The following is a 16,961-nucleotide window of genomic DNA, read 5'->3' as shown; positions in this document are numbered from 1 at the left end:
GGGGTGAGGGCATCACGCCACACTCCCCCGCAAGAAACTACGGGCGATACACCTTCACATTCGCAAAGCCCTGCTCGCGCAGATACAGCGCCTGCAGGCGGCTCATCACCCCGCGCTCGCACCACAGCAGATATGTTTTGCTCTTGTCGAGATCGCCAAATTTCGTGCTCAGCTTGTAGAACGGCAGAGAAACCACCTCAACGCCTTCGACGTTCAGCGGGCTGGCGTCCTGTTCATCGATAGAACGAATATCCACAATCACATCGCTGGCACCAAAACCGCTCACGGTTTCAACTTCAACGACTTCCTGCTCGGTCTGCTGGGCAATCTCACGGATATCAATGTTGGAGGCTTCCTCCACCACTTTGTCCAGGATGGCAAAATCGAAGTTCTCTTCTTCCGCTTCGATCTTCGCCTTCACCGCTTTGACGGTCGGGCTTTTTGAGATCACGCCGCAGTATTCCGGCATGGTGCGGGCAAAATCTTCGGTGCCGATTTCGCGCGCCAGATCGATGATGTGCTCTTTGTCGTGGGAGATCAGCGGACGCAGGATCAGCGTATCAGACACGTTGTCGATCAGACGCAGGTTGGTCAGCGTCTGGCTGGAGACCTGGCCGAGCGCTTCGCCGGTGACCAGCGCCTGCACGCCGTAGCGCTCGGCCACTTTGGACGCCGCGCGCACCATCATGCGCTTCAGGATAACGCCCATCTGGCCGTCGTCCACTTTCTCAAGGATTTCGCCAACCACAGGTTCGAAGTTGATCGCCACAAAACGCACGCGGTGGGAGCTGCCGAAGCGGTTCCACAGGTAATGCGCCACCTGACGAACGCCGATTTCGTGCGCCGCGCCGCCCAGGTTGAAGAAGCAGTAATGCACGCGGCAGCCGCGACGCATCAGCATATAGCTGGAGACGCCGGAGTCGAAGCCGCCGGAGATCAGAGACAGAACATCTTCCTGAGTCCCGATCGGGAAGCCGCCGATACCTTCATAGCGCCCTTTCACCAGCAGCAGGCGATCGTTTTCGATCTCCAGATTGACGGTCACGTCCGGGTTGGTCAGACGTACGCGCGCAGACTCGACGTGCTGGTTCAGACCGCCGCCAACATAACGTTCCACTTCAATGGAGCTAAACTCGTGCTTACCGCGACGCTTCACGCGTACGCAAAAGGTTTTGCCTTCGATCTGGTCGCGGTACTGGACCAGCGCTTTCTCGAAGATGTCGTGCATATCGCTGAACGGGACGTCTTCCACTTCCAGAATATGGTGGATCCCCGGAATACGGGTCAGGGCGTCGCGAATATCCTGACGTTTGTTTTCGTCTTTCGCACGGACCTCAACGTGGTCCCAGTGGCGCACCACGGCGAGGGTCTCGTCGTAGTGCTTTAATACGTTACGAATGTTCCCGGTGAGAATTTTAATAAAGCGCAAACGCACAGATTGGCTTTTGATGGTGATTTCAGGGAACAATTTAATGATAAACTTCATGGCGGCAATGTTTCTTAGGCAAGCGTATTAAGGCTTGTAATGGAAAAGAGTACAGCAGCCCACACCCGTGGCTGCATCCAGGCGCGCAAGTATACCACCATCGCGCCGCTCCTGTGCACATTGCGCGTTATTTGATAATTGCCCTGAGTCCGTTACCATGTCGGGGCGAAGAATATAAGAGTCAATTCACTATGCCGAAGAAGAACGACGCACCGGCCAGTTTCGAAACTGCGCTGAGTGAACTGGAGCAAATTGTCACCCGCCTTGAGAACGGCGATCTCCCGCTGGAAGAGGCGCTCAATGAATTCGAGCGCGGCGTGCAGCTGGCGCGTCAGGGGCAGGTCAAACTGCAGCAGGCCGAACAGCGCGTGCAGATCCTGCTTTCCGACAGCGAAGACGCGAAAACCACGCCATTCACACCGGACGCCGAGTAAATGGATTTTGCCAACGAGCTTCAGGCGCGCGTCGTGCGCGCCAACGACGCCCTGCGCCGTTTTATTGCGCCACAGCCTTTTCAGAACACTCCACTGGTTGAAGCCATGCACTATGGCGCACTCTTGGGTGGAAAGCGTCTGCGCCCGTTTCTGGTCTACGCCACAGGCAGTATGTTTGGCATTAGCGATAACACGCTAGACGCCCCAGCAGCCGCCGTTGAGTGTATCCACGCCTACTCGCTGATCCACGATGATTTACCGGCTATGGACGACGACGATTTGCGTCGGGGTCAACCGACCTGCCATATCAAGTTTGGCGAGGCGAACGCCATTCTGGCGGGTGATGCCCTGCAAACGCTGGCATTCTCGATTCTGAGCGACGCGCCGATGGCTGAAGTGGCTGACCGCGACCGCCTGGCGATGATCTCCGAACTGGCAATGGCCAGCGGCGTGGCCGGCATGTGCGGCGGCCAGGCCCTGGATCTGGACGCGGAAGGACGTCAGGTTAATCTGGAACAGCTGGAGCGTATTCATCGCCATAAAACCGGGGCGCTGATTCGTTCAGCCGTACGCCTGGGCGCGCTGAGCGCGGGTGAGCAAGGGCGCAAAGCCCTGCCGATTCTGGACAGATACGCAGAAAGTATCGGTCTGGCGTTCCAGGTTCAGGATGACATTCTGGATGTGGTGGGCGATACTGCAACATTGGGAAAACGTCAGGGTGCGGACCAGCAGCTTGGCAAAAGTACCTACCCCGCCCTGCTGGGCCTTGAGCAAGCCCAACGTAAAGCCCGGGATCTGATAGAGGATGCCCGCCAGTCTCTGAATCAGCTGGCCGCGCAATCGCTGGATACCTCGGCACTGGAAGCGCTAGCGGACTATATAATCCAGCGTGATAAATAAACACACTATCTCGATGAGCCTTTGATGAGTTTTGATATTGCCAAATACCCGACACTGGCGTTAGTTGACTCCACCCAGGAGTTACGTCTGTTGCCGAAAGAGAGCCTGCCGAAGCTGTGCGACGAACTGCGTCGCTACCTGCTCGACAGCGTTAGCCGCTCCAGCGGCCATTTCGCCTCCGGGCTTGGCACGGTTGAGCTGACCGTGGCGCTGCATTACGTCTATAACACGCCGTTCGATCAGCTGATTTGGGACGTAGGGCACCAGGCATATCCGCACAAAATTCTGACCGGACGTCGCGATAAAATTGGCACCATTCGACAGAAAGGCGGCCTGCACCCATTCCCGTGGCGCGGTGAGAGCGAGTATGACGTATTGAGCGTCGGCCACTCCTCCACCTCTATTTCAGCGGGCATCGGTATTGCCGTTGCCGCCGAAAAAGAGAACAAACAGCGCCGTACCGTCTGCGTGATTGGCGACGGGGCGATCACTGCGGGTATGGCCTTCGAGGCAATGAACCACGCGGGTGATATCAAGCCAGACATGCTGGTTATTCTTAACGATAACGAAATGTCGATTTCCGAAAATGTCGGCGCGCTGAACAACCATCTGGCTCAGCTGCTCTCCGGCAAGCTTTACTCCTCGCTGCGCGAAGGCGGCAAGAAAGTTTTCTCCGGCGTACCGCCGATCAAAGAGCTGCTCAAGCGCACCGAAGAGCACATAAAAGGCATGGTCGTGCCGGGCACCCTGTTTGAAGAGCTGGGCTTCAACTATATCGGCCCGGTTGACGGCCATGACGTGCTGGGTCTGGTGACCACGCTCAAGAACATGCGCGACCTGAAAGGCCCGCAGTTCCTGCACATCATGACCAAAAAAGGGCGTGGCTACGAGCCGGCGGAAAAAGATCCGATTACCTTCCACGCGGTACCGAAATTTGACCCGTCCAGCGGCTGTCTGCCAAAAAGCAGCGGCGGCATGCCGAGCTATTCAAAAATCTTTGGCGACTGGCTGTGCGAAACCGCAGCGAAAGACAACAAGCTGATGGCGGTCACCCCGGCCATGCGCGAAGGCTCCGGCATGGTGGAGTTCTCTAAAAAATACCCGGACCAGTATTTTGACGTGGCCATTGCCGAGCAGCACGCGGTGACGTTTGCAGCGGGTCTGGCCATTGGCGGCTATAAGCCGGTTGTCGCTATCTATTCCACCTTCCTGCAGCGCGCCTACGATCAGGTGATCCATGACGTGGCCATTCAGAAGCTACCGGTACTGTTTGCTATCGATCGTGCGGGCATCGTCGGTGCCGACGGCCAGACTCACCAGGGCGCGTTTGACCTGTCGTTCCTGCGCTGTATTCCCGATATGGTTGTCATGACACCAAGCGACGAAAACGAATGTCGTCAGATGCTGTTTACCGGCTACCACTATCAGGATGGTCCAAGTGCCGTTCGCTACCCGCGCGGTAATGCGGTGGGCGTTGAGCTGCAGCCGCTGGAAAAGCTGGCGATCGGTAAAGGTCTGGTAAAACGTCGCGGTGAGAAAGTGGCAATTCTGAACTTCGGTACGCTGATGCCGGAGGCCGCGAAAGTGGCTGAAACGCTGAATGCCACCCTGGTGGATATGCGCTTTGTGAAGCCGCTCGACGAGTCTCTGATCCTGAGCATGGCGCAGACGCATGACGTGCTGGTCACGCTGGAAGAAAACGCCATTATGGGCGGTGCGGGCAGCGGCGTGAACGAGGTGCTGATGGCAAACCGTAAAGCCGTTCCGGTGCTGAACCTCGGCCTGCCGGATCATTTCATTCCACAAGGTACCCAGGACGAAGCCCGCGCGGCGATTGGCCTGGACGCGGCCGGTATTGAAGCCAAAATCCGCGCCTGGCTGGACTAATCCCTCCCCTTTTCCGCTCCTGCTATGCTTAAACCTGGTGTTTAAACAGCAGGAGCGGACCGTGCAATACACTACATTAGGAAAAACCGACCTCAAGGTTTCCCGACTTTGTCTGGGATGCATGACCTTCGGCGAGCCCGATCGGGGAAATCACGCCTGGACGCTGCCGGAAGAGAGCAGCCGTCCGATTATCAAACGCGCCATCGAGGGCGGCATTAACTTCTTTGACACCGCCAACAGCTACTCCGACGGCAGCAGCGAGGAGATTGTGGGTCGCGCCCTGCGTGATTTTGCTCGTCGTGATGAAATCGTGGTCGCCACCAAGGTGTACTACCCGGTGGGCGACCTGCCTCAGGGCCTTTCTCGCGCGCAGATCCTGCGTTCCATTGATGACAGCCTCAGACGCCTGAACATGGATTACGTCGATCTGCTGCAAATTCACCGCTGGGATTACAACACGCCGATCGAGGAGACGCTTGAAGCGCTCAACGACGTCGTAAAGGCCGGTAAAGCGCGCTACATCGGCGCGTCGTCTATGCACGCGTCGCAGTTTGCACGGGCGCTGGATCTCCAGGCGCAGCACGGCTGGGCGCGCTTTGTCACCATGCAGGATCACTACAATCTGATCTATCGTGAAGAAGAACGAGAGATGTTGCCGCTGTGCCATCAGGAGGGCGTCGCGGTGATCCCGTGGAGCCCGCTGGCACGCGGCCGGCTGACCCGCCCGTGGGGAGAAACCACGGCCCGCCTGGTATCGGATGAAGTGGGAAAAAACCTGTACGAAGGAACAGAGGCCAGCGATGCGCTAATCGCCGAACGCTTAGCCGGGATCGCCGACGATACCGGAGCAACCCGCGCCCAGGTGGCGCTGGCGTGGCTGCTGGGTAAGCGCGGCGTTGCGGCACCGATTATCGGCACATCCCGGGAAGAGCAGCTGGATGAGCTGCTGAGTGCAGTGGATTTATCCCTGACACCGGAGCAGGTTGCCGAGCTGGAGACGCCGTATCAGCAGCATCCGGTGGTGGGGTTTAAGTAAATACTTGCCGGGTGGCGGCTTCGCCTTACCCGGCCTACGCTCTCACCCTATTTGTAGGCCGGGTAAGCGCAGCGCCACCCGGCAATACAGAACACACAAACTTACGCGAAGTGATCGTACCCTTTCCAGTCCAGCGTCACAGGCGTACCGTCTTTCACAAACTTCAGCCCTTCGCCTTCCGGCATGATCTGACCGATGCAGGTAAATTTCGCGCCGAGATGCGCTAACGCGACATCCAGCGTCCCACGGTTCAGCTCCGGCACGGTGAAGCACAGCTCATAATCTTCGCCACCGGAGAGCGCCCAGCGCAGGGCCTGCTCAGGCTCCACATGGCGAAGCAGTTGCTCTGACAGCGGGAACAGGTCCAGGTCAACGCGCGCGCCGACGCCGCTGGCCTTCAGAATATGGCCGAGGTCTAAGATGAGACCGTCAGAGAGATCGATAGCCGAGCTTGCCCGCTCGCGCAGCGCCTGGCCGTGCAGAATACGCGGCGTCGGGCGCAGATGGCGTTTAACCAGATATGCCGCATCGTCAGCGTCTTTCACGGTTAAGCGATCCTGCAGAATAGCCAGCCCTGCCGCGCTGTCACCAGGCGTACCGGTCACGTAAATCCAGTCGCCGGGTTTTGCGCCTGAGCGCTTCAGCGCGCGACCGAGCGGGACATAGCCGTGGATCGCCAGCGTCATCGACAGCGGCCCGGCAGTGGTATCGCCGCCAATCAGCTGCATATCGTAGTAGTTGAGCTGCTCAAACAGCGCATCGCTGAAGGCTTCAAGCCAGGCTTCATCTACCTCAGGCAGCGTCAGAGCCAGCGTCAGCCACGCGGGATCGGCACCCATTGCCGCCAGATCGCTAACGTTAACCGCCAGCGCTTTATACGCCAGATCGGCAGGATCGATATCCGGTAAAAAATGACGTCCGCACACTAAGGTGTCGGTGCTGATTGCCAGCGTCTGTTTTTCGGGAATATTGAGAAGTGCACAGTCATCGCCAATGCCGGTTTCAACATCAAGACGAGAGGTTCTGACACGGTCGAAATAACGGGCAATCAGGGAGAATTCGCCGCATGCCATACGTTATGCCTCAGCAAATAAAAGAAAAAACCGGAGCCGCACTGCCCGTCAGGCAACGCAGGACTCCGGTTTGCGGATCACTTTTTGTGGGGACGGATCGCAGGTGCTGCTTTATCAAGTACGCCGTTTACAAACTTATGGCTGTCTTCAGCGCCGAAGGTTTTCGCCAGTTCGATCGCTTCGTTGATGGCCACTTTATACGGCACATCATCACGTTTGGACAGCTCAAACAGCGCGATACGCAACACTGCTTTTTCTACCTGACCCAGCTCTTCGAGCAGACGGGACAGGTATGGCTTCATCAGGCCATCGAGATACGCGCTATTAGTCGCCACTCCCGACAGCAGTTCACGGAAGTACAGAACGTCAACATCTTTCACGTCCTGTTCTGACAGGAACTGGTACTCAACATCAGCGATGTCGTTCTGGGACAACTGCCAGGAGTAAAGTGCCTGGACGGCACATTCACGGGCGCGGCGACGAGCAGCAGGTTTCACGGAATTCCCCTTACAAAAAAATCAGGCCTTGATGGCTTTCAATACATTAATCATTTCAAGCGCGGTCAGTGCAGCTTCTGCACCTTTGTTACCGGCTTTGGTGCCAGCACGTTCGATGGCTTGTTCAATACTTTCGGTGGTCAGCACGCCGAACGCGACAGGAATTTCAGCGTCCTGCGCAACGTGTGCCAGACCGTTGCTTGCACCGCCCGCAACGTATTCGAAGTGCGCAGTGCCGCCACGAATAACGGTACCCAGTGCAATCACCGCGTCATATTTACCGGTTTTCGCCAGCGCGCCCGCCGCCAGTGGCAGTTCGTAAGCGCCTGGAACCCAAACAACGGTAATGTTGTCATCTTTAACCTGGCCGATACGTTTCAGGGCGTCAATGGCACCTTCCAGCAGGCTGTCGTTGATGAAGTTGTTGAAACGCGCAATGGTGATGGCGACGCGAGCGTCCGGGGTAGCTACAGCAGCTTCAATAATGTTCATACTCTTCCTTTACGGGTTCATTTGGCCCCGCAGGGGGGCGGATTTTATCATAATACTTTGCGCACTGCTTCCCTATTTCGGGAGCAATTACGCTGTCGTTAAGTGGAGGCAGACATCCGGACCCACCGGACGAATCTCGCTAAATTTGAGTTGTGGTGCATCGGCCAGTTTTTCAAGGCCGGGCAGCACAAACAGGCCGCGCGCGTCGTGACCTAACAGTTTAGGCGCAACGTAAACAATCAGTTCATCCACCAGCCCGGCCTGTAAGAGCGCACCGGCCAGCATCGGGCCCGCTTCGACCCAAATGCTGTTCACCTGTTGCTTGCCGAGCAGCATCATCAGGACCACGAGATCCAGATGGCCGTTATGCTCTGGCACCATGATGCTGCGCACGCCTTCCGGCCATTCGCGCGTATCTTCCCTGGTGCGGGCAATCCAGGTTTCACCCGGCTGCTGGACAATACGGTGCTCCGGCGTCACGCGGTTCTGGCTATCAATAATAATACGCAGCGGCTGACGCAGGTTCTCCTGCGGATAGAGCGCCTGGGTATCGGCATTCAGCTCATCCCAGCGCACGGTCATGGCCGGATCGTCAGCGAGCACGGTTTCACTGCTGGTGAGGATAGCATGGCTTTGCGCACGCAGACGTTGCACATCGCGCCTTGCCTGCGGCGAGGTTACCCACTGGCTCTCGCCGCTTGCCATCGCCGTACGTCCATCCAGCGAGGCGCCCAGCTTGAGCTGGATATACGGGAACCCCGTGCGCATACGCTTCAGGAAGCCTTTATTGATTGCTTCCGCGTCCTGCATCATCAGACCATGGCTGACCTCAATGCCTTCCTGCTGCAGGCGATACAGACCGCGTCCGGCCACCTGCGGATTCGGGTCCTGCATCGAGGCGACCACGCGTGAAACACCGGCGGCAATCAGCGCTTCGCAGCACGGCGGCGTACGCCCGTGATGGCTGCAGGGCTCCAGCGTAACGTAGGCCGTGGCACCGCGCGCCTTCTCGCCAGCCATGCGCAGCGCATGAACCTCAGCATGCGGCTCGCCTGCACGATAGTGAAACCCCTCCCCCACAATCTCGCCGTCTTTGACGATCACGCACCCGACGTTTGGGTTGGGATGGGTAGTAAAACGACCGCGCTGCGCCAGCTTCATGGCGCGCGCCATGTACATCTCATCGTGCATGAGCTTAATCCTGTAAGCGGGCGATCTCTTCGCCGAACTCTTTGATATCTTCGAAACTGCGGTAGACAGAGGCGAAGCGGATATAGGCGACCTTATCAAGTTTTTTCAGCTGTTCCATCACCAGGTTGCCGATCATCTTGCTGGGCACTTCACGCTCGCCCAAACCGCGCAGGTAAGATTTTATGTGGTTTAACGCCATTTCGACGTCATCCGCGCTGACGGGCCGTTTTTCGAGGGCCTTTAGCATCCCGCTGCGCAGTTTCTCTTCGTTGAACGGCTCGCGCACGTCGTTACTTTTTACCACGCGCGGCATTACCAGCTCTGCAACCTCAAAGGTCGTGAAACGCTCGTTGCACACCAGACACTGCCGACGACGGCGTACGGATGACCCCTCGCCCACAAGACGAGAGTCGATGACTTTGGTATCCACAGCGGAGCAGAATGGGCAATGCATACGGTATCCCTGTTATCCGGTTAACTGATTTTCATTTTACCCTGATCTGGCCTGACAACAAAGGAAGAGCTTTTTGAGATAAAGGATCTATGTCTGACACAATGATGCTGGCTATCATTAGAGCGATCCGTTATTTCAAGGAAATAAACGCAATGACAAGACGTTACCTGAAAATTTTGCTGGTGGGGAGCCTCTTCACCCTTAGCGCCTGTGCACAGCAAACCGAAGTCCGTCAGATGAAACAGAGCGTGAATACGCTCAATACGGCGTTGGACAAACTGAACAAAGAAACGGTGAAGATCACCCAGCAAAACGCGCTGAACGCCAAATCCAGCAGCGGAGTTTATCTGCTGCCGGGCGCGAATACGCCTGCGCGCCTGAACAGCCAGGTCGGCACGCTGAAAATGTCGCTGGTGAACGTGGCGGCGAATGCTGATGGTACGCGCGCAACATTACGCATCCAGGGCGAATCCAGCGATCCGCTTCCAGCCTTCAGCGGTACCGTGGAGTGGGGACAAATCCAGGGCACCACGGAGAATTACCAGGAGGTGAACGTGAAGAATCAGCTGTTCACCGCCCCGGCCAGCGTTTTAGCGCCCAGCGATGTGGAAATACCGCTTCAGCTAAGCGGCCTTACGCCGGAACAGTTAGGCTTTATCCGCATTCACGACATTCAACCCGCCGCGCAGTAATTCCATCCTCTTAAGCGGAGTGAAATGTCACTCCGCTAACATTTACATTTCGTATGGATTGGCAACATAAATGATTGCCGCTACAATCCCGGCCGTTTAAAGTACGCAAACGTGAACGCAATCGATTACGCGTGTGAGAGATATGTGAAACAACACATATTTTTGTGAGCAGGGATTCCTATAATAGGCACCGCAGAAACACGAAATATTTAGAAACGCAATTCGCGCATTTTTCACTCCCGGAAGGGAATTTCAATCAGTGGCATGATTATGAAAAAAACATTACTCACAGCTGGCGCCGTGCTGGCACTGTCCTCCTCTTTCACTGTTAACGCAGCGGAAAACGACAAACCACAATACCTCTCCGACTGGTGGCACCAGAGCGTTAACGTGGTTGGCAGCTACCACACCCGCTTCGGACCTCAGATCCGTAACGATACCTACCTGGAATATGAAGCGTTCGCCAAGAAAGACTGGTTTGATTTCTATGGCTATATGGATGCACCGGTCTTCTTCGGTGGTAACACCGACGCGAAAGGTATCTGGAACCACGGTTCCCCACTGTTCATGGAAATTGAACCACGCTTCTCTATTGATAAGCTGACCGGTACCAGCCTGGCGTTTGGTCCGTTCAAAGAGTGGTACTTCGCGAACAACTACATCTACGACATGGGCCGCAACAAATCCGGTCGCCAGAGCACCTGGTACATGGGTCTGGGTACTGACATCGATACCGGTCTGCCAATGAGCCTGTCTCTGAACGTGTACGCTAAGTACCAGTGGCAGAACTACGGTGCCGCGAACGAAAACGAGTGGGATGGCTACCGTTTCAAAGTGAAATACTTTGTGCCAATTACCCAGCTGTGGGGCGGCAACCTGAGCTACATCGGCTTCACCAACTTTGACTGGGGTTCAGATCTGGGCGACAACGACTTCCGCGACCTGAACGGTAAGAAAGCGCGCACCAACGACTCCATCGCCTCCAGCCACATCCTGGCGCTGAACTACGATCACTGGCACTACTCTGTTGTTGCGCGTTACTGGCACAACGGTGGCCAGTGGAACGATGACGCGAGCCTGAACTTCGGCAACGGCGATTTCAGCGTCCGTTCTACCGGCTGGGGTGGTTACCTGGTTGTGGGTTATAACTTCTAACCTGACGGTTAGTGCCGGGTGGCGGCTACGCCTTACCCGGCCTACAAAACCTGTAGGCCCGTGCAAGCGCAGCGCCGCCGGGCAAAAAAGCCAGCTCAAGAGCTGGCTTTTTACTGCCTCACCTTGCGCAAAAAATCCGCCAATGACCTGTCCGCACTCTCGCTAAACCGCCTCTCCGTCGTCACAATATTGAGGCATCTGTCGAGCCGGAAACAGCGATAGTCATCGCGCCGTTCGCACCACGCCGCCAGCAGCCAGCGCTCACCCCAGAAGAACAGCCCCAGCGGCTGAACCTCACGCTTAGAGAGCTGTCCGGCTTCATCGCGGTAATGCAGCGCCAGCACGCGCTGGGCGGAAATCGCCTGATGAATCATGTCAAAATGGCTGCGGGAGTGGCTTTGTATGCAAAAGTCCGGGGCGTAGATACGCGCCTGCTCCGCCTTTCGCCGACTCTCCTCCGGCAGGATAGCCAGCACCTTTTCCTGAGCCGACTCCAGCTCGCGCGACAGCGACTCACCTCCCCAGGTTTTGAGCAGGCGAATCGCGACGATCAGCGCCTCTGACTCCCTGTTTGTCAGCATCAGCGGCGGCAGGTCAAAACCCGACATCAGCCGGTATCCGCTTCCCGCCTCACCTTCCACCGGCACGCCGGAAAGTGACAGGTCGCGGATATCGCGGTAGACCGTGCGCTCGGACACGCCAAGCCGGTCCGCCAGGTGCGCTGCCGTTGTCAGACGCCTGCCCCGCAGGATCTGCACAATCTGGAACAAACGGTCAGCGCGTCGGGTCATATCTAAATTAGCTCTCAGGCAGGTTGATGGAGGCCGACGCGATTACCTTCGCTGTCGGTGAACAAAGCAATGGTGCCAATGCCTCGCGGCAATTCCAGCGGACCAAAGACGCATGCACCGCCCGCAGAGGCAATGCGATCGAGCGTGGCCGCCAGATTGTCAGTATGCAGATAAATAATAGCGCCCTGCTGCGACGGCGTAACGCCGTCAAATTTCGCCAGCGCGCCGCCGGTTGCCGGGTCTTCGTGCGGGAAAATCGCCAGCTCTGCAACATCCATTTGCTCGCGCTTCAGCGTAACCTGCATTACCGGTTCATAAAATTTGATGGCGCGATCCATATCGGCGACCGGAATTTCAAACCAGTTAATCACACTTTTCATACTTCCTCCTGCCTGTTGTTTGGGTTCGAAAAGAGTCTACGACAGGGCTCCTGACAGCATACTGTCAGGAGTGTTTGTCAGGAGCAGATAAAAAAAATCCCGGCCAACAGACCGGGATTTCGATAACACCTAAGACAATGTCTTACGGCAGAATGGACGGCTGATCCGCCCCTTCTTTCTCGACTTTCTGCTGGAGCAGGTGCTCGCGCTTCATGCCGAGTTTCAGTGCCAGAGCGGACGCGACGTAGATAGACGACGCCGTACCGATGGTGACACCAATCAGCATGGTCAGCGAGAAGCCTTCCAGCACCGGGCCACCGAAGAGATACAGCATCAGGATAACCATCAAGGTCGTTCCGGATGTGATCAAGGTACGGTGCAGCGTCTGGGTCAATGACACGTTAAAGATTTCGTACGGCGTACCGCGACGGATCTTACGGAAGTTTTCACGAATACGGTCAGATACCACGATACTGTCGTTCAGTGAGTAACCGATAACGGACATCAGGGATGCCACAATCGTCAGGTCAATCTCAATGTGGAACAGCGACAGTACGCCCATGGTGATCACCACGTCGTGCGCAAGAGCGATAACTACACCTGCCGCCAGGCGCCACTCGAAGCGGAAGCCAACGTAGATCAGGATGGAGATCAGCGCCACCATCAGCGCCATCGCACCGGTTTGCGCCAGATCCGCGCCCACGCTCGGGCCGACGAACTCAATACGCTTCACCGCCGCATTCTGGCTGGTCGATTCGTTGATGACCTTGAGAACCTTGCTACCCAGCTCCTGGCTGCCGTTGGCATCGTGTACCGGAGGCATACGCACCATGATGTCGCGGCTGCTGCCGAAGTTCTGCAGCAGCGGCTCTTCAAAGCCCGCTTTCTGCAGCGATTCGCGCATCTGGTCCATATCGATCGGTTTTTCCAGGGAAATTTCAATTACCGTACCGCCGGTAAAATCGAGACCCCAGTTAAAGCCTTTCACGCCCATAATGACGATGGACAGAATCAGCAGAAAACCTGAAATGCCGAAGGCCCAGTAGTCCCAGCGCATAAAGTCCCAGACTTTACGGCCGTGGTTTAATTGTTCAACAGTATATTCCTGTGCCACAACGCACTCCTCAGATAGACAGCTTTTTGACGCGCTTGCCGCCGTACAGCAGGTTCACGATGGCACGGGTGCCGACAATAGCGGTAAACATCGACGTTGCAACACCGATACCGGTGGTAATCGCAAAGCCTTTGATAGCGCCAGTACCCACTGCATACAGGATAAGAACCTTAATCAGTGTTGTTACGTTCGCATCGAAGATGGAGCTGAACGCCCCTTTATAGCCTTCTTCAATCGCCTGTTGCACAGAGCGACCGTTGCTCAACTCTTCTTTGATACGTTCGTTTATCAGTACGTTGGCGTCGACCGCCACCGCAAGGGTCAGAACGATACCCGCAATACCTGGCATGGTCAGCGTCGCACCCGGCAGCAGGGACATGATGCCGATGATCAGCACCAGGTTAGCCAGCAGCGCGGACGTCGCGATCAGACCAAACTTCTTATAGAAGAAGATCATGAAGAGGATGGAGACCACCAGACCGGCCAGACACGCTTCCAGACCCTGCTGGATGTTTTGCATACCCAGAGTAGGACCAATGGTACGTTCTTCAACAATCTGAATTGGCGCAATCAGCGCACCGGCACGCAGCAGCAGAGAGAGCTGACGCGCTTCGTTCGGGTTGTTAATACCGGTAATACGGAAGCTGTTACCCAGACGAGACTGGATGTTGGCGATGTTAATCACCTCTTCCTCTTTCACCAACACCGCACGACCGTTTGCGTCTTTCTTACCGCTGTCTTTGTACTCCACGAACAGGGTCGCCATCGGTTTGCCGATGTTGTCCTTCGTGAAGTTGGACATGATGTTACCACCCGCGCTATCGAGCGAGATGTTAACCTGCGGCTGGTTGTATTCATCCTGGCTGGAAGTGGAGTCAGTGATATGGTCACCGGTCAGGATCACGCGTTTGTACAGCACAACCGGCTGACCTTCGCGGGTCTGTTTCACTTCGGAGTCACCCGGAATACGGCCTGCGGCAGCGGCGGACTGATCGACATTGGTGTTAACCAGACGGAATTCCAGAGTCGCGGTTGCACCCAGAATCTCTTTCGCACGTGCGGTATCCTGGATACCCGGCAGTTCTACCACGATACGGTCAGCACCCTGACGCTGTACCAGCGGCTCAGCCACGCCAAGCTGGTTTACACGGTTACGCAGAATGTTGATGTTCTGCTGAACGGCGTATTCACGCGCTTCGCTCAGACGCGCATCCGTCATCACCGCACGCAGCTGGTTGCTGCCCTGAGAGGTAATCACCAGATCGCGGTGACGCTGAGACAGGTAAGTTACAGCCTGGTCGCGCGCCGCGCTGTCGCGGAACGTGATGCTCAAGCCGTAGTTATCTTCTTTACGCACGGTAGTGTACGCAATGCCTTTCTCACGCAGATCGCTGCGCAGGCTGTCGATGTTCTGTTCCTGCAGCTTGCCGAGCGCGGTATCCATATCCACTTCCATCAGGAAGTGAACGCCGCCACGCAGGTCAAGACCCAGTTTCATTGGCTCTGCGTTCAGAGCAGCCAGCCAACGCGGGGTTGCAGGAGCAAGGTTAAGCGCCACGACGTATTTATCACCCAGCACGCCCATCAGCGCTTCACGAGCGCGGAGCTGCGTGTCGGTGGTGTCGAAGCGAGCAAGAATAGCGCCCTCTTCCAGTGCCACAGACTTAGCGGTAATTTTTTCTTCTTGTAACGTTTTCTGGACCTGGATCAGCGTTTGCTCACTGGCGGCGACACCGCGCGCGCCAGTGATTTGAACGGCCGGATCCTCACCATACAGGTTGGGAAGTGCGTACAGCAGGCCGACGAGAATCACGACGACCAGCATGATGTACTTCCACAAAGGATAACGGTTTAACACGGCAGTTCCCTTTGGGAAAAGTTGGGATTACAGCGCCTTCATGGTGCCTTTCGGCAGAACGGCAGCTACGAAGTCACGTTTGATAACCACTTCAGTGGTGTCATTCAGGGCGATAGCAATGTAGCCGCTTTCCGCTACTTTGGTCACGCGACCCACCAGGCCACCGTTGGTCAGTACTTCATCGCCTTTCGCGATAGAGTTCATCAGGTTTTTGTGCTCTTTGGTGCGCTTCTGCTGTGGACGCAGGATCATGAAGTAGAAGATCAGACCGAACACAACCAGCATCAGAATCAGAGACATCGGGCTGCCCTGAGAAGGCGCGCCAGTTGCTGCTACCGCATCAGAAATAAAAAAGCTCATTCAAATTCCCTCATTATTAAAATTAATCAACGTTCAAAGGTGGGACATCCCGGCCCTGGCGTTGGTAGAAATCGGTCACGAAGCTCTCTAATTTACCCTCTTCGATAGCCTTACGTAAACCAGCCATTAAGCGCTGATAATAACGAAGATTATGAATGGTATTGAGACGCGCACCTAAAATCTCGTTGCAACGATCGAGATGATGCAGATACGCGCGAGAATAATTGCGACAGGTATAGCAATCGCACTCGGCGTCGAGCGGACTGGTGTCACTTTTATGCTTCGCGTTACGGATTTTCACCACGCCATCGGTAACAAACAGATGACCGTTACGCGCGTTGCGGGTTGGCATAACGCAGTCGAACATATCGATGCCGCGGCGTACGCCTTCAACCAGATCTTCTGGTTTACCCACGCCCATCAGGTAACGAGGTTTATCTGCCGGGATTTGCGGGCAAACATGTTCCAGAATACGGTGCATGTCTTCCTTCGGTTCACCCACAGCCAAACCGCCGACAGCGTAGCCATCAAAACCTATCTCTACCAGACCTTTAACAGAGATATCGCGTAAATCTTCGTAAACGCTGCCCTGAATAATGCCGAACAGGGCATTTTTGTTCTGCAGGGAGTCAAAACGATCGCGGCTACGCTTCGCCCAACGCAGTGACATCTCCATAGAGCGCTTCGCGTAGTCCCAGTCGGCCGGGTATGGCGTACATTCGTCGAAGATCATCACGATGTCAGAGCCGAGGTCGTACTGAATCTCCATCGATTTTTCTGGATCGAGGAAAATAGGATCGCCGTTGATCGGGTTACGGAAGTGCACGCCCTGCTCGGTGATCTTGCGGATATCCCCCAGGCTGAAGACCTGGAAACCGCCGGAATCGGTCAGGATGGGGCCTTTCCACTGCATAAAATCATGGAGATCGCCGTGAAGCTTCATGATCTCCTGACCCGGACGCAGCCACAGGTGGAAGGTGTTACCGAGGATGATCTGCGCGCCAGTGGCTTCAACTTCTTCCGGCGTCATCCCTTTGACGGTGCCGTAGGTACCCACAGGCATAAACGCGGGGGTTTCTACCACGCCGCGATCAAACACCAGGCGACCGCGACGCGCGCGGCCATCGGTGGTATCGAGTTCAAATTTCATTTTCTTTCCTC

The 16,961-nt window shown here is 56.1% G+C and carries 18 protein-coding genes; 6 read left to right on the top strand and 12 right to left on the bottom strand.

Going from position 1 to position 16,961, the window contains the following annotated elements; genetic code table 11:
• Positions 1-37: 37 nt before the first annotated feature.
• A complete protein-coding gene (gene thiI / locus ACWHWP_RS05160; RefSeq protein ID WP_047347285.1) occupies positions 38-1,486 on the bottom strand; it encodes a tRNA uracil 4-sulfurtransferase ThiI in 1,449 nt (482 codons plus the stop codon).
• 191 nt (positions 1,487-1,677) lie between these two features.
• Here thiI and xseB point away from each other — a divergent pair, with 191 nt between their 5' ends.
• From xseB to ACWHWP_RS05140, 4 genes are all read left to right on the top strand, one after another.
• Positions 1,678-1,920: an exodeoxyribonuclease VII small subunit gene (gene xseB, locus ACWHWP_RS05155; RefSeq protein WP_063429247.1), complete on the top strand. Its 243-nt coding sequence runs from the start codon at positions 1,678-1,680 to the stop codon at positions 1,918-1,920.
• Positions 1,921-2,820 (top strand): (2E,6E)-farnesyl diphosphate synthase, encoded by a 900-nt coding sequence (ispA, locus tag ACWHWP_RS05150; RefSeq protein WP_047347286.1) that lies wholly within the window; start codon positions 1,921-1,923, stop codon positions 2,818-2,820.
• A 24-nt stretch (positions 2,821-2,844) separates the two neighbouring features.
• Complete coding sequence (gene dxs / locus ACWHWP_RS05145; protein WP_059310518.1) at positions 2,845-4,707, top strand: 1-deoxy-D-xylulose-5-phosphate synthase; 1,863 nt, start codon at positions 2,845-2,847, stop codon at positions 4,705-4,707.
• A 61-nt stretch (positions 4,708-4,768) separates the two neighbouring features.
• The gene (locus ACWHWP_RS05140) at positions 4,769-5,743 is read left to right on the top strand and encodes an aldo/keto reductase (protein WP_447855174.1); all 975 of its coding nucleotides are present in this window, start codon (positions 4,769-4,771) and stop codon (positions 5,741-5,743) included.
• 101 nt (positions 5,744-5,844) lie between these two features.
• Here ACWHWP_RS05140 and thiL read toward each other — a convergent pair whose 3' ends face one another.
• The 5 genes from thiL to nrdR all read right to left on the bottom strand — a co-directional run bounded on the left by thiL (position 5,845) and on the right by nrdR (position 9,450).
• Entirely contained in the window at positions 5,845-6,816 is a 972-nt protein-coding gene (thiL, locus tag ACWHWP_RS05135) for a thiamine-phosphate kinase (protein ID WP_447855173.1), read from the bottom strand.
• A 77-nt stretch (positions 6,817-6,893) separates the two neighbouring features.
• Positions 6,894-7,313 (bottom strand): transcription antitermination factor NusB, encoded by a 420-nt coding sequence (gene nusB, locus ACWHWP_RS05130; protein ID WP_006809908.1) that lies wholly within the window; start codon positions 7,311-7,313, stop codon positions 6,894-6,896.
• A 21-nt stretch (positions 7,314-7,334) separates the two neighbouring features.
• Complete coding sequence (gene ribH, locus ACWHWP_RS05125; protein WP_006176874.1) at positions 7,335-7,805, bottom strand: 6,7-dimethyl-8-ribityllumazine synthase; 471 nt, start codon at positions 7,803-7,805, stop codon at positions 7,335-7,337.
• Positions 7,806-7,892: 87 nt separating this feature from the next.
• Entirely contained in the window at positions 7,893-8,996 is a 1,104-nt protein-coding gene (gene ribD, locus ACWHWP_RS05120) for a bifunctional diaminohydroxyphosphoribosylaminopyrimidine deaminase/5-amino-6-(5-phosphoribosylamino)uracil reductase RibD (RefSeq protein ID WP_447855172.1), read from the bottom strand.
• Positions 8,997-9,000: 4 nt separating this feature from the next.
• Positions 9,001-9,450, bottom strand: a complete 450-nt coding sequence (gene nrdR, locus ACWHWP_RS05115; protein WP_008503337.1) for a transcriptional regulator NrdR — start codon at positions 9,448-9,450, stop codon at positions 9,001-9,003.
• Between the two features lie 152 nt (positions 9,451-9,602).
• On the opposite strand from nrdR, the gene ACWHWP_RS05110 reads away from it, so the two are divergent.
• Together ACWHWP_RS05110 and ACWHWP_RS05105 are read left to right on the top strand one after the other, a co-directional pair.
• Positions 9,603-10,142: a DUF3251 domain-containing protein gene (locus tag ACWHWP_RS05110; protein ID WP_447855170.1), complete on the top strand. Its 540-nt coding sequence runs from the start codon at positions 9,603-9,605 to the stop codon at positions 10,140-10,142.
• Between the two features lie 270 nt (positions 10,143-10,412).
• On the top strand, positions 10,413-11,297 hold the full coding sequence (locus tag ACWHWP_RS05105; protein ID WP_447855169.1) for a nucleoside-specific channel-forming protein Tsx: 885 nt from the start codon (positions 10,413-10,415) through the stop codon (positions 11,295-11,297).
• Positions 11,298-11,407: 110 nt separating this feature from the next.
• Here the strand turns inward: ACWHWP_RS05105 and ACWHWP_RS05100 are convergent, their stop codons facing one another.
• The 6 genes from ACWHWP_RS05100 to tgt form a co-directional block, all read right to left on the bottom strand.
• Positions 11,408-12,088, bottom strand: coding sequence for a helix-turn-helix transcriptional regulator (locus ACWHWP_RS05100; protein ID WP_447855167.1), 681 nt, complete (start codon positions 12,086-12,088; stop codon positions 11,408-11,410).
• 14 nt (positions 12,089-12,102) lie between these two features.
• Complete coding sequence (locus tag ACWHWP_RS05095) at positions 12,103-12,468, bottom strand: VOC family protein (protein ID WP_059310513.1); 366 nt, start codon at positions 12,466-12,468, stop codon at positions 12,103-12,105.
• A gap of 142 nt (positions 12,469-12,610) precedes the next feature.
• Positions 12,611-13,582: a protein translocase subunit SecF gene (gene secF, locus ACWHWP_RS05090; RefSeq protein ID WP_063429239.1), complete on the bottom strand. Its 972-nt coding sequence runs from the start codon at positions 13,580-13,582 to the stop codon at positions 12,611-12,613.
• 10 nt (positions 13,583-13,592) lie between these two features.
• Positions 13,593-15,440 carry a protein translocase subunit SecD gene (secD, locus tag ACWHWP_RS05085; protein WP_063429237.1) on the bottom strand — a complete coding sequence of 616 codons (1,848 nt, stop codon included), beginning with the start codon at positions 15,438-15,440 and terminating at the stop codon, positions 13,593-13,595.
• Between the two features lie 27 nt (positions 15,441-15,467).
• On the bottom strand, positions 15,468-15,800 hold the full coding sequence (gene yajC, locus ACWHWP_RS05080) for a preprotein translocase subunit YajC (protein WP_042320789.1): 333 nt from the start codon (positions 15,798-15,800) through the stop codon (positions 15,468-15,470).
• Positions 15,801-15,822: 22 nt separating this feature from the next.
• Positions 15,823-16,950, bottom strand: a complete 1,128-nt coding sequence (gene tgt / locus ACWHWP_RS05075) for a tRNA guanosine(34) transglycosylase Tgt (protein ID WP_047347295.1) — start codon at positions 16,948-16,950, stop codon at positions 15,823-15,825.
• Between the last annotated feature and the right edge of the window lie 11 nt (positions 16,951-16,961).

Source organism: Enterobacter sp. WI-ESBL-E8, assembly GCF_053364895.1.
The sequence above is the reverse complement of the archived record's forward strand: the minus strand, read 5'-3'. Positions and strand labels throughout refer to the sequence as shown.